This is a genomic window from Variovorax sp. CF079 (assembly GCF_900101545.1).
GTDB lineage: Bacteria > Pseudomonadota > Gammaproteobacteria > Burkholderiales > Burkholderiaceae_C > Variovorax.
The window spans coordinates 198,162-220,318 of the sequence record NZ_FMZU01000010.1 but is presented as its reverse complement, the minus strand read 5'-3'; the positions used below and the strand labels follow the sequence as shown (position 1 = coordinate 220,318).

The following is a 22,157-nucleotide window of genomic DNA, read 5'->3' as shown; positions in this document are numbered from 1 at the left end:
TCTCTGCGGTCTTTTATTGATCGGCTTCGGAAATGCGCATCAGCGCCGCGCGGTCCAGCACCACCAGGCCGCCCGGTTCGATGCGGATCGCATCCTCGCGCTCCATGGCCTTGAGCTCCTGGTTCACGCGCTGGCGTGAGGCACCGAGCAGCTGCGCCAGCTCTTCCTGAGCCAGGTGCAGCCCGATGCGCATCTGGCTGCCGTCCGCCAGGTTCGGCACGCCGTAGCTGCGAACCAGGTGGATGAGCTGCTTGGCGAGCCTGGCGCGCAAGGGCAGCGTGTTGAGATCCTCGACCAGCCCGAAGAGCTGGCGGATGCGGCGCGCTTGCAGGCGCATCAGTGCCTCGTAAAGCTCGACATGATTCGACAGGATCTTCTGGAAATCGGCGCGCGCCACGCAAAGGATCGTGGTCTCGCCATGCGCGTAGGCGTCGTGGGTTCGACGGTCGCCGTCGAACATCGCCACGTCGCCGAACCAGATGCCCGGCTCCACATAGGTCAGCGTGACCTGCTTGCCCGAGACCGCCGTCGAACTCACGCGCACCGCGCCCTTGGCGCAAGCGATCCACTGCTCGGGCGGGTCGCCGCGTGCAGCGATCAGCTCGCCGTCCTTGTAGCGTTTGACGAAAGCACATCGGAGGATGTCGTGACGAAGCGATGGAGAAAGAGAAGAGAACCAGCGACCACCATTGATCGCTTCACGTTCTTCGATGGTAAGAATGGGGTCGTCCATGGACTGTCCTGTGTGTGACTGAAAAGCTGAGGGTTGTCGCGAGAGCGACGTGCCGCTACTCGTAGCGCGGCGTTTCCTTGGCGAGGAAAGCGGCGATCCCGATGCCGGCGTTGCGGTGGTGCAGGTTGCGCACAAAGTGGTCGCGTTCCTGCGACAGCTGCGAAGCCAGTGTTGCGCCTCGCGCCTCGCTCAGCAGCTCCTTGATGCTGGCCAGCGCGTTGGGCGCGCGTGCGTTGAGGCGGTTCGCCAGCGCGAGCGCCGCACTCAAGGCCTGGCCGCTCTCGGTGATCTCATTCACCAGGCCGAGCGCATGCAGGCGCTGTGCCTCGATGCGCCCTCCGAGCATGAGCCATTCGCTCGCGAGCTGCCGAGGCAGTGCCTGCGCGAGATGCCAGCTCAAGCCGCCGTCCGGCGACAACGCGACGGTGCTGTACGAGGCGGCGAATACTGCATCGCGCGCGGCGACGATGAAGTCGCAGGCCGCGGCGAGCGAGAAGCCGGCACCGGCCGCGGCGCCCTCGACGGCCGCGATCACCGGCTTGGGAAAGGTGCGGATCGAATCGATCCAGTTGTGCAGCGACTCGATGCTCTCGGCCTGCACTGCGGGCTCGCGCTCGCGATTGGCCGAAAGGCGCTGCAAGGAGCCGCCGGCGCAGAACCATGCGCCTTCGCCCACGAGCACGACACTTCGGATCTCGTCGCTGTTCTCGGCGCCGCTGAGCGCCTCGATGCCGGCCGCGTACATCTCGGGGCCCAACGCATTGCGCTGCGAGGGGTTGGAGAGCGTGAGCACCAAGGTCTGTCCTTCGCTCGTGCTTTTCAGTTCTGCGGTCATGGTCGGTGTCTCTTACTCTTCTTCATGCGTGAGGCTCAGGCCCAGTGCGCCACGGCGGCGCAGCCACGGGCTCGGGCGGTAACGGGGATCGCCATACACGGTCTGGAGGTTGAAGAGCACTTCCAGCACATTCGTCGGCCCGTACAGGTCGCCCATCGCCAGCGGACCCTGAGGGTAGCCGAGGCCCAACCGAACGGCGACGTCGAGGTCGGCGGGCGAACAGACGCGCTGCTGGCACATGTCGGCGGCGATGTTCACGATGGTGCCTATCACGCGCTGGGTGACGAAGCCGCCGCTGTCGCGGATCACGCTTACCGCCTTGCCGTCGCGCGCGAAAAGCGCATGGGCCGCATCGCGCACGTCGCGCCGCGTCGCGGGATTGGTGGCCAGCACGCGGCGCTTGGTGGCTGCATCGTCCACCATCAGGTCGATGCCGACCGTGCGCGTCGCATCGAGCCGTTCGACGGCGGCGACGGTCGTGACGTCGAAGCCCAGCGGTGCGACCAGGATCAATGCGGCGGGCGAGGGCGTGGCGCCGCTTTCGAGCTGCGCGCCCAGCGCATGCACGAGCCGCAGCAAATCGGGCCGCCGTGCTGCGCGGGGCGAAACCCAGACGGCCGGGGCGGCGTCGACCGTCGGCACCGGCGCTTCGGTGGGCAACTGCGCCGCACCGTCGACATAGCGATAGAAGCCTTCGCCGGTCTTGCGACCGAGCGCACCCGCTGCGAGCCGTTGCGCGGTGATCACGCTGGGCCGAAAGCGCGGCTCCTCGTAGTACTGGCGGTAGATCGACTCCATCACGGGATGGGAAACATCGAGCGCCGTCAGATCGAGCAGCTCGAAAGGCCCGAGGCGAAAGCCCGCCTGGTCCTTGAGGATGCGGTCGATGGTGGCGAAGTCCGCCACGCCTTCCCCGGCGATGCGCAGCGCCTCGGTGCCGTAGCCGCGTCCCGCGTGGTTGACGATGAAGCCGGGCGTGTCCTTGGCCTGCACAGCGCTGTGGCCCATCTGCGCGGCGTAGCCCGCGAGCCGGCGGCAGACCTCGGCCTCGGTCTTGAAGCCGGCCACGACCTCGACCACCTTCATCAGGGGCACCGGGTTGAAGAAATGAAAGCCCGCCATGCGCTGCGGATGCGCCATCACCGCGGCGATGGCGGTGACCGAGAGCGATGAGGTGTTGGTCGCCAGCACGGCCGAGGGCGCGACCACCGCTTCGAGTTCGCTGAACAGCTTGCGCTTGACCTCGAGGTCTTCGACCACGGCTTCGATCACCAGCTCGCAGCCAGCGAGCGCCTGGACCGATTCGACGGCGCGGACACGAGCGGACAGTGCATCGCGCTGCGCCTCGTCCAGTTTTCCCTTCTCGTGCTGCTTCTGCCACTGGGCGAGGATGGCATCGCGTCCGCGGACCGCGGCGCCCTCGAAGCTGTCGAGCAGCAGGACCTCGCTCCCGGCCTGCGCGGCGATCTGCGCGATGCCGCGCCCCATGGCGCCGGCACCGATGATGCCCACATTGGAAAAGTTCACAGTCATTTGATAATTGTCTCTCTGAGGATGGCTGGCACGGATGCCCATGCCAGAATGTGTCTACTTTCGATTACTTTTTTCGAACCATTTTGCAACTCCCACGCCTGGCGGCGGCCCTCTTTCTATTCGGGCTCGCACTTGACTCGCCTGCCTTGACGATCGGGCGGCCCCAAGGGGCTGTCTGGATCGGCAAGCCGCTGGATGTGGTGATTCCGCTTTCGCTGGATGCTGCCGAAGATGGGGGCGCGTTGTGCCTCGAAGCCGAGGTCGTGCAGGGGGACACCCGCATTGCCGATCGGAGCCTGACTGTATCGCTGGAGCCGGGGCCGAAGGCCAGCAGCCCGCGCATCCATATCCGTTCCACCGTCGCCGTGGACGAACCCGTGGTCAATGTGAACGTGCGTGCCGGCTGCGATACGAAGTCGACGCGCAGCTATGTGCTGCTGGCCGACGTTCCGTCCGAACCCGCGCTGCCCGTCCTTGCGGCGCCTTCGGGTGCAAGGGCATCGTCCGAGACCCCGGCGCGAGCGCCCGCGCGCGCGCCATCGCGTGGTGCGGCAGGGGGCGCATCGTCCGGCCTCGAAGGCCCGACCGCAGCGCCGGCGCGGCGCAGCACCGCAGCGGCGCCCGCCGCGCGCACGCGCGACGCCGACGGGTCGTCGCCGCGTCCCAGCGCTGCCTCTGCGCCCGCGCCGCGCCGGCCCGCCGCGGCGCAACCGCCTGCCACACCGCGTGCGGCCGCGCCGCGCACCGTCCCGGCGGTCGCAGCCACTGAGCCGAGGCGCGGGGCCGTCGCCGGTGGATCCCGGCTCCAACTCGAAACGCTGGAGCCGGTTCCCATCGCGCAGCCCGGCCTCAAGACAAGCCCGCAACTGACGCTGCCGGCCAGCGAAGACCTCGCGCGCCGCGCCGCGGCCGCCGCCGAGTGGCGCGCGCTCAACATCGACCCCGAAGCGGCGCAGCGCGAGGCCCAACGCATGCAAGCGCTGGAAGCCACGCTGGCCGCGCTGCGCGAGCAGACGGCGCAGAACCAGCGCACCTTGCTCGAGATGCGCAGCGAGCTCGCGCAGGCGCACGACAGCCGCTACCGCAATCCACTGGTCTACGCGCTGATCGCCCTGTTGCTGATCGCGCTGGTGGCGATCGTGCTGCTGTGGCGCATGGCGCGCCGAGCCGCAGCGCCGGCCTGGTGGGGCGAGACGCCGTCGAAGGGCGAGGGCGGTCCCACGCGGCCGAGTTCCTTGCGCGCACTGCTCGACGAGGAGCCGGACGTCGACTCCGTACCGCCGCCGCGGCGCAGCGCGAACGCCACCAGCTTCGGCGCGGCGACCTTTGCAGCCCTGGAGCCCGACGACGACAGCGGCTTCGGCGAATCCGAACCCCAGCCGGCACGCACGCCCGATGGCGCGCCGGTGCGGCCGGTCAACACCGAAGAGCTGTTCGACGTGCAGCAGCAGTCGGACTTCTTCCTTTCGCTCGGCCAGCACGACCAGGCAATCGCGGTGCTGCGCGAACACATCGCCACCAATCCCGGCACCAGCGCGTTGGCCTACCTGGACCTGCTGCGGATTTTTCATTCGCTGGGGCGCAAGGAGGACTATGCGCGCCTGGCGGAGGAATTCGAACGGGCCTTCAACGCCGACGTCCCGGCGTTCGAGAATTTCAACGAGACGGGCAAGGGTCTCGAACACTATCGCAGCACCCTCGCGCGCATCGAATCGCAGTGGCCTGCGCCGGGCACCCTGGCGCTGATCGAGGAGCTGATATTCCGCAAGCCCGGCGCGCACGAGGACGAGGCCTTCGACCTGGCGGCCTACCAGGAGCTGCTGCTGCTCTATTCCGTGGCCAAGGAAGTGATCGATCCGAACAGCGCACCGCCTGCGCCCGTCACGCCGCACTCCTTCGTCGATACCTTCGGCCACGACCAGCTGGCCACGACGCCTGCGCCGCTCGATCGCGAGAGCGCGCCCGAGGCCGTCGAGTACGCCCCGACGCTGCCCCCCTCGATCTACGGCGCCATCGACGACCACCTGCACCATGAGACTGTGCTGGTGCCGGATGCGCCGCTTCCGGCGCCTCCCGCAGGCGCCGCACCGGTGCCGCGCGCCAAGCCCGACATCGACCTGGACCTCGCCGAATTCGACAAGACGGCCTTCGAAACCATGCGAGCGCCGATCGAAACGCCGAAGCCGCCGCCCGCACCGTCCAGCGATCCCCACGTGATCGATTTCGAGCTCTTCGATCCGGCCACCGAGGCGGAGATAGCTCCCAAGCCGGTCAAGCGCTGAACGCCGGGGCGCGGCGTTGCGCCCGGTCGACGGCCAGGCTGAGCGCCAGCGCGCAGAGCACCATCGCCAGGCCCGCCCAGCTCATCCAGGCGATCGCGTCATGGGCCAGCAGCCAGCCTCCGGCTGCGGCGCCCACCGCTTGCCCCACGTAGATGCCGGAACTGTTGAGCGCCACCGAGCCCGGCGCGAGCGCGGGCGCCATCGAGACCAGGCGTGCCTGCTGAGCCGAGTTGGTGGCGAAGCAGCCGAAGCCCCAGGGCACGATGATCAGCGCCAGCCCCGCGAGCGTCACGCCCAGGGGCCACAGAAGAAGGCTCAGCGCGATCAGCGAGGTCGTGAGCAGCACCGTCTGCGAGGCGCCCATGCGGTCGATGTACCGGCTCACGAGCATGTTGCCGAGCAGGCCGCAGACGCCGAACCAGCCCCACATCAGGCCCAGTGCCGTGGCGTCCGCGCCCAGCACTTGCTTGAGGACGGGTGCGAAATAGCTGAACAGAACGAACTGGCCCGCGCCTTGCAGCGCGGTGACGGAGACGACGCCCATCAGCAGCGGACTCTTGAGCACCTGGGCCCAGGCCGCGCGCGACAGCGCGGCCGGCCGGATGCCCGATGGGAGCTTGCGCCAGATCCAGGCTGCGCTGAGGATCGACAGGAGCGCGATCGTCGCGAACGCGGTGCGCCAGCCGAAATGACCGCCGATCAGCGTGCCGAGCGGAAGGCCCAGCACCGAGGCCATGGACCATCCCAGAAAAACGAAGGTGACGGCGCGGCCCCGCTGCTCGAGCGGCACCAGCAGACCCACGCAGGCGGCCGCCTGCGGCGTGAAGATCGCGGGCGCGACGACCGTCAGCATGCGCACCACCAGCAGCCCGCCGAAGTTCGGCATCAGCGTCGCGAGAAGATGCCCTGCCGCATACCACAGCATGGTGCAGGCGAGCAGCACCCGGCGGTCCCAGCCCGCGACCACGGCCGCCAGCAAGGGAGCGCCGAGGCACATCACGACGGCCGCCGCGGTGATCAACTGGCCGGCGGTAGCCGCGCTGACTTGCAGCGAGGTGCTGAGTTCGTTGAGCGTGCCGGGCACCACCATCACGCCCGTCCCGATCACGAAGTTGCCCGCCAGCAGGGCCCACAAAGCTGCCGGCAGAGCAGGCTGCTTCAACGGCGGACCTGCAGTGCGCCCGGATTCACGATGTTGGTCGGGTTGCCCTTGATGAAGCTGACGACGTTGTCGAAGGCCTGGCCGAAGTACATCTCGTAGCTGTCCTGCTCGACGTAGCCGATGTGCGGGGTGCAGATGCAGTTCTCCAGGCGCAGCAGCGCATGGCCTTGCAGCGGCGGCTCGCTCTCGAACACGTCGACGGCTGCCAGCCCGGGCCGGCCGCGGTTGAGGGCCGCGAGCAGCGCGTCCTGTTCGACCAGCTCGGCGCGCGAGGTGTTGACGAACAGTGCGGTGGGCTTCATGCGCGACAGATCCTCGAGGGTGACCAGGCCCCGTGTTTCCTCCGCCAGCCGCAGATGGATCGACAGCACGTCGGCCACGCTGAAAAAGACGTCCCGGTTCGGTGCCACCTGAAAGCCGTCGGACCGTGCCCTGGCGCAGCTCTCTTCGCGGCCCCAGATCACCACCTGCATGCCGAAGGCCTGCCCATAGCGTGCGACCAGCTGGCCGATGCGCCCATAGCCCCAGATGCAAAGCGTCTTGCCCTTGAGCACCGAGCCGAGCCCGAAATTGGGAGGCATCGAAGCCGACTTGAGCCCCGACTGCTGCCAAGCGCCATGCTTGAGGTTGCTGATGTACTGCGGCAAGCGGCGCATCGCCGTCATGATCAGCGCCCAGGTGAGTTCGGCCGGCGCCAGCGGCGAGCCCGTGCCTTCGGCCACCGCGATGCCTTGCTCGGTGCACGCATGCACGTCGATGTGGCTGCCGACCCGGCCGGTCTGCGAGATGAGCTTGAGCTTGGGGAGCTTCTCGATCAGCTGGCGAGAGATCTGTGTGCGTTCACGGATCAGCACGATCACGTCGGCATCCTTGAGCCGCACCGAGAGCTGCCCGATGCCTTTGACCGTGTTGGTGTAGACCTTGGCCGCGTACGCGTCGAGCTTGGAAGCGCAACGCAGCTTGCGCACCGCGTCCTGGTAGTCGTCGAGGATCACAATGTTCATGGCATGCCATTGTGCCTCGCACCATCCGCGTACTCCGTGCCCTGCGTTCCACAGGCGCACGCTGCCCGGGGATAACCCAGGCTCGGTTCGGCTTCAATTGCCGATCGGCATCGCCTCGCTCAATGCAGGCGGCTGGCGCGCGGCACGGTGTCCGCCGCTTCCAGGGCGGCCAGCCGATCGAGTTCGGCGCAGACGTCCGCCATGCGGCCCGAGATCACGACGCGGCCCGCGTTCTGGCCGGGGCGCTGCGCATCGACCGTGCGCACCACGCGCAGGGGACGCGTCGGCGCGGGTGCAGGGGCACAGCTGGGCCGAATGCCGACATAGCGAAGGCCGGACGAACGCCTGCGGCGCGAAGGCATCCAGCGATCGGCCAGCGATTGCAGCGGCATGAACAGATCAGCAAGGCTGAGAAGAGCGATTCCCATGTGAACTCCAGAAAAGTCAGAGGTTGAACACAGGCAGGATTGCTTTCATCGGCTGCTACAGGGTGATGGCCCTCGGCCATACGCCCGCCACCTGTCGCGGCCGGGGTTTGGACCCCTACATGAGCATCGTGTTGCGGATCAGGCCTACAGCCAAGCCTTCGATCTCGAAAGGCTCGCCGGGCTGAACGACGATGGTGGGGTAGTCGGGGTTTTCGGCATGCAGCTCGATGACCTGCTTGTTGCGCTTGAGGCGCTTGACCGTGACTTCGTCGCCCAGCCGGGCCACCACGATCTGGCCGTTGCGGGCTTCCTTGGTGGCTTGCACCGCCAGCAGGTCGCCATCCATGATGCCGGCGTCGCGCATGGACATGCCACGCACCTTGAGCAGGTAGTCGGGCTGGCGCTGGAACAGGGTGTTCTCGACGTAGTAGGTCTGGTCGACGTGCTCCTGCGCGAGGATGGGCGAGCCTGCAGCCACACGGCCGATCAGCGGCAGCGCGAGCTGGGCCATGCCGGGCAGCGACAGGGAGAATTGGTTGTTGCGCGATTCGTTCAGCGAGCGCAGTGCGTCGCCCTTGAGGCGGATGCCGCGCGAGGTGCCGCTCACGAGTTCGATCACGCCTTTGCGTGCCAGGGCCTGCAAATGTTCTTCGGCCGCATTGGCCGACTTGAAGCCCAGTTCGGCGGCGATCTCGGCACGCGTGGGCGGGGCGCCGGTGCGTGCGATGGCGCTCTGGATCAAGTCCAGAATCTGCTGCTGGCGGGCGGTAAGCTTGACGGCGAACTGCATTGATGACTCCTTGCGGCACTGGCTGAATATCCAGTACCTGTATTTTTAACCAGTTTCCGGGAGTTTGGCAAGACATGGTCGATACCCTTCGAGAAGGCAAGCGCCGCGTGATCGTTCTGGGCACCGGCGGCACCATCGCCGGCCGCGCTACGGCGGCCGGCGACAACATCGGCTACACGGCCGGGCAAGTAGGCGTGACGGAACTGCTGGGCGGCATCGAGGCGCCCGAAGGCATCGCACTCGCGGCCGAGCAAGTGGCGCAGATTGACAGCAAGGACATGAGCTTTGCGATCTGGCGTACGCTGGCCGAGCGCTGCGCCCATTGGCTCGCCGAGCCCGACGTAGCGGGCCTCGTCATCACCCATGGCACCGACACGCTGGAGGAAACAGCCTTCTTCCTGCAGTCGGTGCTGGCTCCGTCGAAGCCGGTGGTCCTGACCTGCGCGATGCGGCCCGCGACCGCGCTGTCGCCAGACGGCCCGCAGAACGTGCGCGATGCGATCGCGGTCGCGTCCAGCCCCGGCGCGCTGGGCGTGGTGGCCGTCTGCGCGGGCACGGTGCACAGCGCCTTCGACGTCCAGAAGGTCCACACCTACCGGCTCGACGCCTTCGACTCCGGCGATGCGGGACCGGTGGCCTATGTGGAGGAGGGCGCGGTGCGCGGCCTCCGAAGCTGGCCGGTATCGCCGCAACAAGATGCGCGCGAGCTCTTCGAACGGATGACGAATGCCGCCCGCTGGCCCCATGTGGAAATCGTGATGAGTCATGCGGAGGCGCGCGGCAGCTTGATCGACACACTGATTCGCGAGCGCCAGTCCGGCGCCGCCGAGCCGGTAGAGGGCCTGGTGCTCGCGGCCACCGGCAACGGCACCTTGCACCTTGCGCTGGAAGAAGCCGCGCTGCGGGCGCAGGCTGCCGGCATCGCGGTCGTGCGCGCCACGCGATGCACGCAGGGCCGCATCCTGCCGGCGCCGAATGCACTCTTGCGTGACGCGGGCGCACTGACTCCCGTCAAGGCGCGCATCGCGCTGGTGCTGGAGCTGATGGCAGATCAGCCGGCCGCCGATTGAGGCCATGTTCGGCGCTCTGCAATCGCACTCGTGGGCCTATCCGGCGCTGGAGGCGGTGCACGTCATCGGCATCGCACTCCTGCTCGGCAATCTCGTGGCGCTCGAGCTGCGGGTGTTCGGACGTGCGGCTGCCTTGCCGGTGCGGGCGATGGCCAGGCTGTCGCTGTCGATCGCGCTCTGCGGCTTCACGCTGGCGGCGGCCAGCGGCTCGCTGATGTTCGCGACCCAGCCGGCCGAACTGCTCGCCAACCGGGCCTTCGTGATCAAGATGGGATTGTTGCTGGCCGCCGGATGCAACGCGGGCTGGTTCCACGCGCGAAGGTCCTTGCGCAAACTCGATGCGCTGGCGCGGGTACAGATGTTGTTGTCCACTGCGATCTGGCTGGCCGTCGTGTTCTGCGGCCGCTGGATCGCGTACTGAAGAGAAGAAGGAGTTCTTCCGATGAAACGTCGCAGCATCGTCATCGCCGCCGCATCCCTTCCCGTCGCCACCCCGTTCGCCTGGGCACACCACGGCTGGAGCAGCTTCGACCAGGAGCGTCCGCTCTACCTGGAAGGAAAGGTCGTGCGCGCGCGTTGGCAGAACCCGCATGCCGAGCTGGTGATCGAGGTTCCGCCGGGTCTCAAGGTGCCGGCAGACCTCGCAACGCGACAGCCGCCCGCGCAGAGCGCGCCGGTCGATGGCCCCGGGCTTCTTGCCAAGGCGACCGCGCCGCGCCGCGCCGATCGCCAGTGGACGCTCGAACTCGCGCCGCTGACGCGAATGGAGGCCTGGAAGGTTTCGGAGATCAAGTCCGGCGCGACCATCTCGGCAGTGGGCTTCACCTTCAAGGAAGAAAAGGGCGAGCCGGTGATGCGCGTCGAATACCTGTTCGCCGACGGCAAGGTCTACGGGCTGCGCTCCAGCCCGGCCTGATCAGCTGCCGAGGGCGCCCAGCGCGCGCTGAGTGATCTCGTCGACCGTGCCGACGCCGCTGATGGCGCGGTACTTCGGCGCTGCGGCCGGGTCCGCCTTGGCCCAGGCCGAGTAGTAGTCGACCAACGGCCGGGTCTGCTGGCTGTAGACCTCGAGCCGCTTGCGCACGGTTTCTTCCTTGTCGTCCTCGCGCTGGATCAGGTCTTCGCCCGTGAGGTCGTCCTTGCCTTCGGTCTTCGGCGGGTTGAACTTGACGTGGTAGATGCGCCCCGACGCCGGATGCGAGCGGCGCCCGCTCATGCGTTCGATGATGTCGGCAAAAGGCACGTCGATCTCGAGCACGTAGTCGATCTTGACGCCCGCCGAGCGCATGGCCTCGGCTTGCGGAATGGTCCGCGGGAAGCCGTCGAACAGAAAGCCCTGGGTGCAGTCCGGCAACGCGATGCGTTCCTTGACGAGGTTGATGATCAGGTCGTCGCTCACCAGGGCGCCGGCATCCATCACGGCCTTGGCCTGGAGCCCGAGCGGTGTGCCGGCCTTGACGGCGGCGCGCAGCATGTCGCCGGTCGAGATTTGAGGAATGCCGTATTTCTGGCAAATGAAGGCTGCCTGCGTGCCTTTGCCTGCCCCGGGGGCGCCCAACAAAATCAGTCTCATGGTGTCCTCGGACGGTTCTTCGATTTCTGTCGCGCCATGCGTTTCACGAGGGAGAACGCAGGGCGGAGTTGCGTCGAGGATAGCACGCGCTCCGCGGCCGACTTGGCCTGCGCGGGGACGAAATCAGGCGTTGGAGAGCAGTGCGCGGACGCGCTCCAGATCTTCCGGCGTGTCGATGCCCGGCCCGGGCGCATGGGCGCTCACGTGCACGGCGATGCGGTGCCCGTGCCACAGTGCGCGCAGCTGCTCCAGTGCCTCCGTGGCTTCGACCGGTGCCGGCGGCAGGCTGGGAAACTGCCGTACGAAGCCGGCGCGGTAGCCGTAGATGCCGATATGGCGCAGCGCTGCGGGTGACTGCGGCAGCGCCGTCACGCCGCCTTTCGCGAAGCCGTCGCGCCACCAGGGAATCGGTGCGCGACTGAAGTAGAGCGCATTGCCCTGTGCGTCGAGCACGGCTTTCACGACGTTCGGATTGAGGAAATCTTCGAGGGATTCGATCGCGTGCGCGGCCGTGCTCATCGCTGCGTCGGGATGCGAGGCCAGCGTGTGGGCCACGGCGTCGATCAATGCCGGGTCGATCAGCGGCTCGTCGCCCTGGACGTTAACCACGATCGCATCGTCGGCCAGACCGAGCTGCGCGCAGGCCTCGGCGAGGCGATCGCTGCCGCTCGCGTGGTCGGTGCGCGTGAGCAGGGCCTGGACACCGTGTGCCTCGCAAGCGGCGACGATGCGCGCGTCGTCGGCGGCCACCACCACGCGCTCGGCGCTCGATTGCAGGGCGCGCTGTGCGACGCGCACCACCATCGGCAGGCCGGCAATGTCGGCCAGGGGCTTGTCGGGCAATCGTGTGGACGCGAGCCGAGCCGGGATCAGGACGGCGAAAGGCAAGGTCAAAGTCCCAGCTCTTCGTCGGAAAGCGTGCGCGCCTCGGTTTCGAGCAGCACCGGGATGCCATCGCGCACCGGGTAGGCGAGGCGGGCGCTGCGCGAGGCGAGTTCCTGCTTCTCGGCATTCCACGTGAGCGGCCCCTTGGTCACGGGGCAGACGAGCAGTTCAAGCAGCTTGGTGTCCATCGAGCGATGATAGCTTTGCGTCGAGCGCTTCGAAGAAGGACGGCTCGGGTTCGAACACCAGCGGCAGCGCCAGCGCGTCGGGGGCTCGGCGCCACAGCTTGACCGCGTCCTTCTCGGTGCAGATCAGCGTGTAGGCGCTGCCGGGCGGCGGGGTCCAGTCGCTGAAATCGTGGTGATCCGGCAATGCAATGCACTGCTGCGGTACCAGGGCGCGTTCGTGCAGCATCTGGAAGAAAGCCTCGGGCTTTGCAATCGCGGCAACCGCGACCAGCGCCCGGCCGGCCAGGGATGCGAGCGGGACCGGCGTGCCATCGAGTCGCAGCGCATGGTCGGCCAGCGCACGTCGTGCCGTGAAGCCGGCGAAGGCGGGTCGCGCGCCGGTGTGGATCACCAGGTCGCAGCGGCGCGGCCAATGCTCGCGCAGGGGGCCGGCCGGCAGCAGCCAGCCATTGCCCGTTCCGCGGTCGTCGAAGACGCAGATCTCGAGGTCGCGCGCCAGCGCAAGGTGCTGCAGGCCATCGTCGCTCACGATGAGCTGCGTGTCCGGGTGAAGAGCGAGCAGGGCACGCGCCGCTTCGGCACGCCGCCGCGCCACGAAGACCGGCACCGCGGTCGAGCGGCGAATCAGCGCCGGCTCATCGCCGACCTCGCGCGGATCGCTGTCGTCCTGTACCGCGCGGCAATCGTCGGTCGCTCGCCCGTAGCCGCGCGATACCACGCCGACCTTCATTCCGCGGGCTTGGAGGTGTCGCACGACCGCCATCACGACAGGCGTCTTGCCGGAACCGCCGGCGATGACGTTGCCGACCACGATCACCGGCACGCCGACGCGCTCGGTCTGAAGGATGCCTCGGCGATAGAGCGCGCGCCGGATTGCGGCCAAAGCGCCATAGAGCAGCGAGAGAGGCCACAGCAGCCGCGCGAGCATTCCGCGCTGAAGCCAGGCCCGCTGCAGCACTAGCGTCCCGCCTGCGCGGCCGACTGCGTGGCGAAGGTGATTTGCATGAGGCCCGCGCGCCGCGCGCCTTCCATCACCGTGATCACAGACTGATGGGCGGCGCTGGCGTCGGCGCTGATGATCACGACGCTGTCCTTGCCGCCGTTCGCCGCGGCGCTCAGCGCTGCGGCCACCGTCTCCACGCTGCGGTCGGGCAACTGGGTCTTGTTGATCGAATAGCGTCCGTCGGCGGAGACGGCGACGATCACTTCCTTCGGATAGTCGCGCTGGGCCTCCACGTCGGCCACCGGAAGGCGCAACTGCATCTCGGTGAACTTGCTGTAGGTGGTCGAGAGCATCAGGAAGATCAGCACGACCAGCAGCACGTCGATGAACGGGATCAGGTTGATCTCCGGCTCCTCGCGCGAGCCGTGGCTGAAATGCATTCGTTTCATGATCGCAGCGTGTTCAGGTGACGCGCAAAACGTTCGCCGGCGAGCTCCAGGTTCAGCAGGTACTCGTCGACCCGACTGCGGAAATAGCGCCAGAAGATCAGAGCCGGGATCGCCACGATCAGCCCGAAGGCCGTGTTGTAGAGCGCCACGGAGATGCCGTGCGCCAGCTGCGCCGGGTTGCCGGTGCCGACCGCGCCGCTGCTGGGCGACTGGGAGCCGAAGATCTCGATCATGCCGATCACCGTGCCCAGCAGCCCGAGCAGCGGGGCCGCCGACGCGATGGTTGCGAGCGCCGGCAGGTAGCGTTCGAGTCGATGCGCGACCACGCGTCCGGCCGATTCCATCGACGCGCGCAGGTCGTCTTCGGTCGAAAGGGGGTTGGAGTTCAAAGTGCGGAAGCCGGCGGCCAGCACCTCGCCGAGCCCCGAGTTTCTTTCCAGCTTGGTCACCACGTCCGGGCCCGGGACCGCAGCGCGCGAGACCGTGATGGCCTCGTCGAGGAGCTTGGGCGGCAGGACCTTGGAGGTCTTCAGGCTGGTGAATCTCTCGATGACGAGCGCGAGCGCAATCACCGAACAAGCGAGCAGCGGCCAGATCGGCCAGCCCGCAGCAACTATGATCGAAAACAAGTATTCCTCCGGCCCCGTGGACTGCAAATGCGCGGCGATTATCCACCGGCGCGAAGCATTGTTCCGATTTGTATTCGCTGTAGGTTCAGACGCACAGTTTCTGTGGATAACTTTGTGGCTAACCCGCGGAGCAACTCATCTGGAGCCACACGCGGCGGGCTTTCCGCTGGATCGACTGAATTTTGAGCAGCACTTTTTTCAATCAAATCAATGGCTTGTACGTGGAGTCGTGGGTGTCGTGCGGATGCCTCGTGCGGCCGGGAGACCGCCGCCGCGCTTGTGGACGACTGTTCATCTGTAACACCGCCTCGACATGAGCGAGCGTGAAGCAATTCCGGCGGGACCGCGGGTCTGGGCCGTGGGCGCACTGTGTCGCGCCGTGGCCGATGCGCTCGATGCTCGCTTCAATCCGGTCGCGGTGCGCGGCGAGATTTCCGGCTTCTCGCGTGCGGCCAGCGGCCACTGCTACTTTGCACTGAAAGACGAATCCGGCCAGTTGCGGTGCGCCATGTTCCGGCGCGCCGCAGGCCTGCTCGATTTCTCGCCGCGCGATGGCGACCAGGTCGAGGTGCGCGGCCGATTGGCGGTGTACGAGCCGCGCGGCGACCTTCAACTGGTGGTCGAAAGCCTGCGTCGAGCCGGGCAGGGCGCGCTGTTCGAGCAGTTCCTGCAGCGCAAGGCGAAGCTGGAGGCCGAGGGCCTTTTCGATCCCGCCCGCAAGCGGCCGCTTCCGGCCATGCCACGCGCGATCGGTGTCGTGACCTCGCTCGGCGCGGCAGCCTTGCACGACGTCGTCAGCGCATTGCGCCGCCGCGTGCCGCACATTCCTGTGGTGTTGGCGCCGGCCGCGGTGCAGGGCGCCGGTGCGCCGGCGGAGCTGGTGCGCTCGCTGCAGTCGCTCTACGCGCTGCAGCCGACGGTCGACTTGATCCTGCTGGTGCGCGGCGGCGGCTCGATCGAGGATCTCTGGGCCTTCAACGACGAGTCGCTGGCGCGCACGATCGTGCAGAGCCCGGTGCCGGTGATCAGCGGCGTCGGCCACGAAACCGACTTCACCATCGCCGACTTCTGTGCCGACCTGCGCGCACCGACGCCGACCGCCGCGGCCGAACTCGTCGCTGCGCCGCGCGATCTGTGGCTCGGCGCGCTCGATCTGCTCGAAGAGCGGCTGCGCGACGCGATTTCCGCGCGCCTCGATGTCTTGAGCCAGCGCCTCGATCTGGCCGCGGGTCGGCTGGGGCGCCCCTCGACGCTGGTGACGCGCCAGCAACTGCGCCTGGCTCACCATGCGCAACGACTGCACTACGCCGTGCTCTCGAGGACGCAGCGGCTCGCGCAAGCGCAGCAGCCGTTGCAGGCCGAGTTGCCGCTCAAGTTCACGCGTGCCCTGGTTCAGCGCAAGGAACGGCTCGAACGGGCTGCTCTGCGCCTGCAACTGCTGGATCCGGCGCTGGTCTTGCAGCGCGGCTACGCATGGCTCACGAACGAACAGGGACAGGCCGTCACCAGCGTGCGAGGCCTGACACCCGGCGACGCGGTGCGCGCGCGCCTCGCCGACGGCACGGTCGACATGACAGTCAATCGAACGGGTACGACGGGACGGCGTCCGACGCGAGCCACGTGATTCCTTTCTAGAATGCTTCGTCTCACAACCAACCCGCGAGAAAAGACATGGAACACGTCCTCCCACCCCTGCCGTACGCGCTGGACGCCCTGGCGCCGGAGTATTCGAAGGAAACGCTGGAGTACCACTACGGCAAGCACCACAACGCCTATGTGGTGAACCTGAACAACCTGCAAAAGGGCACCGAGTTCGAGAGCCTGCCGCTGGAGGAGATCGTCAAGAAGTCCAGCGGCGGCATCTACAACAACGCCGCCCAGATCTGGAACCACACCTTCTTCTGGAACTGCATGAAGCCCGCGGGCGGCGGCGAGCCCACCGGCGCGCTGGCCAAGGCGATCGATGCCAAGTGGGGCAGCTACGCGGCCTTCAAGGAGGCCTTCGTGAAGTCGGCGGTGGGCAACTTCGGCTCGGGCTGGACCTGGCTGGTGAAGAAGGCCGACGGCTCGGTGGACATCGTGAACATGGGTGCCGCGGGCACGCCGCTGACCACGGGCGACACGGCACTGTTGACGGTGGACGTCTGGGAGCACGCCTACTACATCGACTACCGCAACCTGCGGCCCAAGTATGTGGAGACCTTCCTGGCCAAGCTGGTGAACTGGGACTTCGCGGCCAAGAACTTCGGCTGAGTCGAGGCTTACCAAAAAAAAGCCGACCCGCGGGTCGGCTTTTTAATGGGCGGGCGATGCTCAGCGCCTGGCCGCAAACAGTTCGCCGCCGAGCTTCGCCCCCTTCTTGATGTTCTTCTTGGCGAACCAGCCTTGGTTCATCTCGAGCACGAAGCGAACCGGCTCCTCGGAACAATGCGACTCCTCGGTCAGGGGCTTCATGTCGGCCAGGTTGACGATGCGGCCGTCGTCGGCCACGAAGGCTGCGGTCAGCGGCAGCAGGGTGTTCTTCATCCAGAAACACTGGGTCGCGGGCTGCTCGAACACGAAGATCATGCCCTCGGTTTGCGGCATTTCCTTGCGGAACATGAGACCGATCTGCCGCTGTTCGGGGGTCTGCGCGACTTGCGCATCGATCTGGTACATGCCCGCGGACAGCTTCACGCGCTGGAGATTGGTTTGAGCTTCCTGACCGTGTGCAAAGGTCATCAATGAAGCTGACAGCGCAAGCAGGGCCACAAAACGCTGGAACATGGATCGACTTTCAATAAAGCGGGTGGCAATGCAATACAAACAAAAAATGCCCGCTGATGCGGGCATGACTATTTGCTTTGAAGCTTACATCTTCTTGAGTGCAGACGAAAAGAAAGCGTTCCGAAGAACGCTTTCTTTTTTGGTGCCAACCAGCTTACTGGGGCGTGGTGCCTTGCGCGGGAACCGGCTTCTTGCCGCCACCCTTGGCCTGGCGGCGCGTGTCGCGCGAGTCACGGCGTGCCTGGGCGGCCTTGTCGGCGCCAGTGGCGGTCACGCCACCGCTACCCTCTGACACCTTGCTCTGGTCGCCGCCCGGAGCTTTGACTTGGCCGGCAGGCTTCGCGTCCTTCTTGGCTTCGGCGCGTTCGGCCGCCTTGCCCTTGCCTGTGGGGTCGACTTCGGCGGGCTTCGTCTGGGCGTATGCGCCAACGGCGAACAGGCCGGCGATCATGACTGCGAGAACTTTGCTCATTACGGGTTCCTCTGTGGAGATGGATTGAAAATGCCTCCCGGCCAGCAGAAGGTCAGCCAACAACGAGACCCATATGGACTCGGTTGACAGAACCTTCGGACTCCTCCGGTTGCGTCTAAAATTCTACGGCTATTCAGCCGGCTGGAAACCTAGTGTCTTCCAGCCTTCAATTCATCCCGGAGCCCTTGCGTCATGTCCAGCTATCAGCACATCAAAGTCCCGGCCGAAGGCCAGAAGATCACGGTCAATGCCGACAACTCGCTCAATGTGCCTGATCAGCCGATCATTCCCTTTATCGAGGGCGACGGTACCGGCCTCGACATCACGCCCGTGATGATCAAGGTGGTCGACGCGGCAGTGGCCAAGACCTACGGCGGCAAGAAAAAGATCCAGTGGATGGAGGTCTACGCCGGCGAGAAGTCGACCAAGGTCTACGGTCCCGACGTCTGGCTGCCCGAAGAAACGCTGCATGCGGTGCGCGACTACGTGGTCTCGATCAAGGGCCCGCTGACCACGCCAGTCGGCGGCGGCATCCGCTCGCTCAACGTCGCGCTGCGCCAGGAGCTCGACCTGTACGTCTGCCTGCGCCCCATCCAGTACTTCGAGGGCGTGCCCAGCCCGGTCAAGGAGCCGCACAAGACCAACATGGTGATCTTCCGCGAGAACTCGGAAGACATCTACGCCGGCATCGAATTCGAAGCCGAAAGCGAGAAGGCCAAGAAGCTCATCAAGATCCTGCAGGACGAGTTCGGCGTCAAGAAGATCCGTTTCCCGAACACCTCGGGCATCGGCATCAAGCCGGTGTCGCGCGAGGGCACCGAGCGTCTGGTGCGCAAGGCGATCCAGTACGCGATCGACAACGACAAGCCCAGCGTGACGATCGTGCACAAGGGCAACATCATGAAGTTCACCGAAGGCGGCTTCCGTGACTGGGCCTATGGCCTGGCCGCCAAGGAATTTGGCGCCGAGCTGATCGACGGCGGCCCCTGGATGAAGTTCAAGAATCCCAAGACCGGCAAGGAAATCACCGTCAAGGACTCGATCGCCGACGCCTTCCTGCAGCAGATCCTGCTGCGCCCGGCCGAATACAGCGTGATCGCCACGCTGAACCTGAACGGCGACTACGTGTCCGACGCGCTGGCGGCGCAGGTCGGCGGCATCGGCATCGCCCCGGGTGCCAATCTGAGCGACACCGTCGCGATGTTCGAAGCCACCCACGGCACGGCGCCGAAGTACGCCGGTAAGGACTACGTGAACCCCGGTTCCGAAATCCTCTCGGCCGAGATGATGTTGCGGCACATGGGCTGGACCGAGGCGGCCGACCTGATCATCCGCTCGATGGAAAAATCGATCGCCAGCAAGAAGGTGACCTACGACTTCGCCCGCCTGATGGACGGCGCCACGCAGGTCAGCTGCTCGGGTTTCGGTCAGGTGATGATCGACAACATGTAAATCCCGGCGTCCGAAGCGCCGGCTGACGCCCTGGTGTGTAAAGCCCCGGCACCGCAAGGCGCCGGGGCTTTTTCGTTGGGGCTGGCGGCACGCAGCTTGCATGCGCCGAGGCGGCAGTTCCACAGGCATCCGTCTTGAATGTCACAAAGCCGCCACCAGTTGTGTCCCTTGCGCAAGTACAACCGGCGGCGGCTCTATAAAATGATTTTCATGGCTACCAAAATCCCCTCGACTCCCCCTACGCCGCCGGCCGTGAAGCCGGGGCAGGACGACGGCGATGCGGTCGTGATCGAGCGGCGGCCCCAAAAAACTGCGCCGCCGCAGATGTATCAGGTGGTGATGCTCAACGACGACTACACGCCGATGGAGTTCGTGATCGTCGTGATCCAGGAGTTCTTCAACAAGGACCGGGAAACCGCCACCCAGATCATGCTCAAGATCCATCTCGACGGGCGCGGCGTCTGCGGGGTGTATTCCCGCGACATGGCGGCCACCAAGGTCAATCAGGTGATGGAAGCGGCCCACCAGGCCGGGCATCCGTTGCAGTGCGTCAGTGAACCGGTTGAATAAATCGCGCTCCAACCCATCTGAGAATTTATTTACAGCAAGGCAAAAGGAAATCACATGATTGCCCAGGAACTGGAAGTCAGCTTGCACATGGCTTTTGTCGAAGCCAGGCAGCAGCGCCATGAGTTCATCACGGTGGAGCACCTGCTGCTCGCTTTGCTGGACAACCCGAGTGCCGCAGAGGTTCTGCGCGCCTGCTCGGCCAACGTCGACGACCTCAGGGCGTCGCTCACCAATTTCATCAAGGACAACACGCCCCAGGTGGCGGGTACCGACGATGTGGACACCCAGCCCACGCTCGGTTTCCAGCGCGTGATCCAGCGCGCCATCATGCATGTGCAATCCACCGGCAACGGCAAGAAGGAAGTCACCGGCGCGAACGTGCTGGTCGCGATCTTCGGCGAAAAGGATTCGCATGCGGTCTACTACCTGCATCAGCAGGGCGTGACGCGCCTCGATGTGGTGAACTTCATCGCCCACGGCATCAAGAAGAGCGATCCGCCGGAAGCTGCCAAGGGCAGCAGCGAATCGTCCTCCGGCGAAGGCGAGGAGGGCGGCGGCGAGAAGAACGAGAAGTCGTCCCCGCTCGAGCAGTTCACGCAAAACCTCAACCAGCTTGCCAAGGAAGGCAAGATCGATCCGCTGATCGGCCGCGAGTACGAGGTCGAGCGCGTGATCCAGATCCTGTGCCGCCGGCGCAAGAACAACCCGCTGCTGGTGGGTGAGGCCGGCGTCGGCAAGACGGCGATCGCCGAGGGCCTGGCCTGGCGCATCACGCAGAACGACGTGCCCGAGATCCTGGCGGAGTCCCATGTCTACTCGCTCGACATGGGCGCGCTCCTGGCCGGCACCAAGTACCGCGGCGATTTCGAACAACGCCTGAAGGGCGTGCTCAAGTCGCTCAAGGACAAGCCGAACGCGATCCTCTTCATCGACGAGATCCACACGCTGATCGGCGCCGGCGCGGCCTCGGGCGGCACGCTCGATGCCTCGAACCTGCTCAAGCCGGCGCTGTCCAGCGGCCAGCTCAAGTGCATCGGCGCTACCACCTTCACCGAGTACCGCGGCATCTTCGAGAAGGATGCGGCCCTGTCGCGTCGTTTCCAGAAGGTCGATGTGGTCGAGCCGACGGTGCAGGAAACCATCGACATCCTGAAAGGGCTGAAGTCGCGCTTCGAGGAGCACCACGGCGTGAAATACGGCGTGGCTGCACTGCAGGCCGCGGCTGAGCTGAGTGCCAAGTACATCAACGACCGTCACTTGCCCGACAAGGCGATCGACGTCATCGATGAGGCCGGCGCCGCCCAGCGCATCCTGCCCGCGAACAAGCGCAAGAAGACCATCAGCAAGGCCGAGGTCGAGGAAATCGTCGCCAAGATCGCGCGCATTCCCCCGGCCAACGTCTCGAACGACGACCGCGGCAAGCTGCAGACCATCGAGCGCGACCTGAAGAGCGTGGTGTTCGGCCAGGACAAGGCCCTCGAGGTGCTGGCTTCGGCGGTCAAGATGGCGCGTTCGGGCCTGGGCCGCGAAGACAAGCCGATCGGCTCCTTCCTGTTCAGCGGCCCCACCGGCGTCGGCAAGACCGAAGCGGCGAAGCAGCTGGCCTACATCATGGGCATCGAGCTGATCCGCTTCGACATGTCCGAGTACATGGAACGCCACGCGGTGAGCCGGCTGATCGGTGCGCCTCCGGGCTACGTCGGTTTCGACCAGGGCGGCCTCTTGACCGAAGCGATCACGAAGAAGCCGCACGCCGTGCTCCTGCTCGACGAGATCGAGAAGGCGCATCCGGACATCTTCAACGTGCTGCTGCAGGTCATGGACCACGGCACGCTGACGGACAACAACGGGCGCAAGGCCGACTTCCGCAACGTCATCATCGTCATGACGACCAATGCAGGCGCCGAAACCATGAACAAGGCGACCATCGGTTTCACCAACCCGCGCCAGGCGGGCGACGAGATGGCCGACATCAAGCGCCTGTTCACGCCGGAGTTCCGCAACCGCCTGGATGCGACCGTGAGCTTCAAGGCCCTCGACGAGCAGATCATCCTGCGCGTGGTCGACAAGTTCCTGCTGCAGCTCGAGACCCAGCTGGCCGAGAAGAAGGTCGACGTCACCTTCACCGACGTGCTGCGCAAGCACCTGGCGAAGAAGGGCTTCGATCCGCTGATGGGCGCACGGCCGATGCAGCGCCTGATCCAGGACACGATCCGCCGCGCCCTGGCCGACGAGCTGCTGTTCGGCCGCCTGCAGGAAGGTGGCCGCCTGACGGTGGACCTCGACGACAAGGAAGAGGTCCAGCTCGACATCCAGCCGCTGCCCAAGAAGGAAGGGCGCGCCAAGCCCGAAGCGGAAGAGGCTGCAACGGGCTGATCAACGGGCTGGTCCGC

At 66.2% G+C, this 22,157-nt stretch carries 24 protein-coding genes; 9 read left to right on the top strand and 15 right to left on the bottom strand.

Annotated features, from left to right (window positions below):
* Nucleotides 1-13 precede the first annotated feature (13 nt).
* The 3 genes from BLS74_RS15655 to BLS74_RS15645 are packed head-to-tail and all read right to left on the bottom strand — an operon-like array spanning nucleotide 14 to nucleotide 3,101.
* Nucleotides 14-733, bottom strand: a complete 720-nt coding sequence (locus tag BLS74_RS15655; protein ID WP_093107781.1) for a Crp/Fnr family transcriptional regulator — start codon at nucleotides 731-733, stop codon at nucleotides 14-16.
* Between the two features lie 55 nt (nucleotides 734-788).
* Nucleotides 789-1,568 carry an oxepin-CoA hydrolase, alternative type gene (locus tag BLS74_RS15650; RefSeq protein ID WP_093107779.1) on the bottom strand — a complete coding sequence of 260 codons (780 nt, stop codon included), beginning with the start codon at nucleotides 1,566-1,568 and terminating at the stop codon, nucleotides 789-791.
* A 12-nt stretch (nucleotides 1,569-1,580) separates the two neighbouring features.
* Complete coding sequence (locus tag BLS74_RS15645; RefSeq protein WP_093107777.1) at nucleotides 1,581-3,101, bottom strand: 3-hydroxyacyl-CoA dehydrogenase; 1,521 nt, start codon at nucleotides 3,099-3,101, stop codon at nucleotides 1,581-1,583.
* A gap of 146 nt (nucleotides 3,102-3,247) precedes the next feature.
* Between BLS74_RS15645 and BLS74_RS15640 the strand changes: the two genes are divergently transcribed.
* Nucleotides 3,248-5,383, top strand: coding sequence for a type IV pilus assembly protein FimV (locus BLS74_RS15640; RefSeq protein ID WP_093107775.1), 2,136 nt, complete (start codon nucleotides 3,248-3,250; stop codon nucleotides 5,381-5,383).
* On the opposite strand, the gene BLS74_RS15635 is transcribed toward BLS74_RS15640, so the two are convergent.
* The 4 genes from BLS74_RS15635 to lexA all read right to left on the bottom strand — a co-directional run bounded on the left by BLS74_RS15635 (nucleotide 5,373) and on the right by lexA (nucleotide 8,767).
* A complete protein-coding gene (locus BLS74_RS15635; RefSeq protein ID WP_093107773.1) occupies nucleotides 5,373-6,545 on the bottom strand; it encodes an MFS transporter in 1,173 nt (390 codons plus the stop codon). The two genes, BLS74_RS15640 and BLS74_RS15635, sit on opposite strands and share 11 nt — an antisense overlap.
* Nucleotides 6,542-7,549, bottom strand: coding sequence for a D-2-hydroxyacid dehydrogenase family protein (locus BLS74_RS15630; RefSeq protein ID WP_093107771.1), 1,008 nt, complete (start codon nucleotides 7,547-7,549; stop codon nucleotides 6,542-6,544). The genes BLS74_RS15635 and BLS74_RS15630 overlap by 4 nt, the downstream gene beginning before the upstream one ends.
* A 119-nt stretch (nucleotides 7,550-7,668) precedes the next feature.
* On the bottom strand, nucleotides 7,669-7,977 hold the full coding sequence (locus BLS74_RS15625; protein WP_093107769.1) for a hypothetical protein: 309 nt from the start codon (nucleotides 7,975-7,977) through the stop codon (nucleotides 7,669-7,671).
* A gap of 115 nt (nucleotides 7,978-8,092) precedes the next feature.
* Nucleotides 8,093-8,767 carry a transcriptional repressor LexA gene (gene lexA / locus BLS74_RS15620; protein WP_093107767.1) on the bottom strand — a complete coding sequence of 225 codons (675 nt, stop codon included), beginning with the start codon at nucleotides 8,765-8,767 and terminating at the stop codon, nucleotides 8,093-8,095.
* 74 nt (nucleotides 8,768-8,841) lie between these two features.
* Here lexA and BLS74_RS15615 point away from each other — a divergent pair, with 74 nt between their 5' ends.
* Genes BLS74_RS15615 through BLS74_RS15605 form a run of 3 tightly spaced genes read left to right on the top strand, consistent with a single transcriptional unit; the run spans nucleotide 8,842 to nucleotide 10,753 of the window.
* On the top strand, nucleotides 8,842-9,837 hold the full coding sequence (locus BLS74_RS15615) for an asparaginase (RefSeq protein ID WP_093107765.1): 996 nt from the start codon (nucleotides 8,842-8,844) through the stop codon (nucleotides 9,835-9,837).
* Between the two features lie 4 nt (nucleotides 9,838-9,841).
* Complete coding sequence (locus BLS74_RS15610) at nucleotides 9,842-10,258, top strand: hypothetical protein (protein WP_093107763.1); 417 nt, start codon at nucleotides 9,842-9,844, stop codon at nucleotides 10,256-10,258.
* A gap of 21 nt (nucleotides 10,259-10,279) precedes the next feature.
* Nucleotides 10,280-10,753: a DUF6152 family protein gene (locus BLS74_RS15605; RefSeq protein WP_093107761.1), complete on the top strand. Its 474-nt coding sequence runs from the start codon at nucleotides 10,280-10,282 to the stop codon at nucleotides 10,751-10,753.
* Here the strand turns inward: BLS74_RS15605 and adk are convergent, their stop codons facing one another.
* The 6 genes from adk to BLS74_RS15575 all read right to left on the bottom strand — a co-directional run bounded on the left by adk (nucleotide 10,754) and on the right by BLS74_RS15575 (nucleotide 14,504).
* Nucleotides 10,754-11,410, bottom strand: a complete 657-nt coding sequence (gene adk, locus BLS74_RS15600) for an adenylate kinase (RefSeq protein WP_093107759.1) — start codon at nucleotides 11,408-11,410, stop codon at nucleotides 10,754-10,756.
* A gap of 123 nt (nucleotides 11,411-11,533) precedes the next feature.
* Entirely contained in the window at nucleotides 11,534-12,298 is a 765-nt protein-coding gene (gene kdsB, locus BLS74_RS15595; RefSeq protein ID WP_093107757.1) for a 3-deoxy-manno-octulosonate cytidylyltransferase, read from the bottom strand.
* A 2-nt stretch (nucleotides 12,299-12,300) separates the two neighbouring features.
* Complete coding sequence (locus tag BLS74_RS15590; protein WP_093107755.1) at nucleotides 12,301-12,483, bottom strand: Trm112 family protein; 183 nt, start codon at nucleotides 12,481-12,483, stop codon at nucleotides 12,301-12,303.
* On the bottom strand, nucleotides 12,464-13,411 hold the full coding sequence (gene lpxK / locus BLS74_RS15585) for a tetraacyldisaccharide 4'-kinase (RefSeq protein ID WP_093107851.1): 948 nt from the start codon (nucleotides 13,409-13,411) through the stop codon (nucleotides 12,464-12,466). The genes BLS74_RS15590 and lpxK overlap by 20 nt, the downstream gene beginning before the upstream one ends.
* A gap of 29 nt (nucleotides 13,412-13,440) precedes the next feature.
* Nucleotides 13,441-13,866: an ExbD/TolR family protein gene (locus BLS74_RS15580; RefSeq protein ID WP_093107753.1), complete on the bottom strand. Its 426-nt coding sequence runs from the start codon at nucleotides 13,864-13,866 to the stop codon at nucleotides 13,441-13,443.
* A 5-nt stretch (nucleotides 13,867-13,871) separates the two neighbouring features.
* Complete coding sequence (locus BLS74_RS15575) at nucleotides 13,872-14,504, bottom strand: MotA/TolQ/ExbB proton channel family protein (RefSeq protein WP_093107751.1); 633 nt, start codon at nucleotides 14,502-14,504, stop codon at nucleotides 13,872-13,874.
* A 313-nt stretch (nucleotides 14,505-14,817) separates the two neighbouring features.
* Between BLS74_RS15575 and xseA the strand changes: the two genes are divergently transcribed.
* A complete protein-coding gene (gene xseA / locus BLS74_RS15570) occupies nucleotides 14,818-16,128 on the top strand; it encodes an exodeoxyribonuclease VII large subunit (RefSeq protein ID WP_093107749.1) in 1,311 nt (436 codons plus the stop codon).
* Between the two features lie 47 nt (nucleotides 16,129-16,175).
* Complete coding sequence (locus BLS74_RS15565) at nucleotides 16,176-16,757, top strand: superoxide dismutase (RefSeq protein ID WP_093107747.1); 582 nt, start codon at nucleotides 16,176-16,178, stop codon at nucleotides 16,755-16,757.
* A 60-nt stretch (nucleotides 16,758-16,817) separates the two neighbouring features.
* On the opposite strand, the gene BLS74_RS15560 is transcribed toward BLS74_RS15565, so the two are convergent.
* On the bottom strand, nucleotides 16,818-17,270 hold the full coding sequence (locus BLS74_RS15560) for a DUF192 domain-containing protein (RefSeq protein WP_093107745.1): 453 nt from the start codon (nucleotides 17,268-17,270) through the stop codon (nucleotides 16,818-16,820).
* A 154-nt stretch (nucleotides 17,271-17,424) separates the two neighbouring features.
* Nucleotides 17,425-17,742 (bottom strand): hypothetical protein, encoded by a 318-nt coding sequence (locus tag BLS74_RS15555; RefSeq protein WP_093107743.1) that lies wholly within the window; start codon nucleotides 17,740-17,742, stop codon nucleotides 17,425-17,427.
* A gap of 192 nt (nucleotides 17,743-17,934) precedes the next feature.
* Between BLS74_RS15555 and icd the strand changes: the two genes are divergently transcribed.
* The 3 genes from icd (at nucleotide 17,935) to clpA (ending at nucleotide 22,140) form a co-directional block, all read left to right on the top strand.
* Nucleotides 17,935-19,194 carry an NADP-dependent isocitrate dehydrogenase gene (gene icd, locus BLS74_RS15550; RefSeq protein WP_093107741.1) on the top strand — a complete coding sequence of 420 codons (1,260 nt, stop codon included), beginning with the start codon at nucleotides 17,935-17,937 and terminating at the stop codon, nucleotides 19,192-19,194.
* Between the two features lie 210 nt (nucleotides 19,195-19,404).
* Nucleotides 19,405-19,764, top strand: coding sequence for an ATP-dependent Clp protease adapter ClpS (gene clpS, locus BLS74_RS15545; RefSeq protein WP_093107850.1), 360 nt, complete (start codon nucleotides 19,405-19,407; stop codon nucleotides 19,762-19,764).
* A gap of 54 nt (nucleotides 19,765-19,818) precedes the next feature.
* Nucleotides 19,819-22,140: an ATP-dependent Clp protease ATP-binding subunit ClpA gene (clpA, locus tag BLS74_RS15540; protein WP_093107739.1), complete on the top strand. Its 2,322-nt coding sequence runs from the start codon at nucleotides 19,819-19,821 to the stop codon at nucleotides 22,138-22,140.
* Nucleotides 22,141-22,157: the final 17 nt, after the last annotated feature.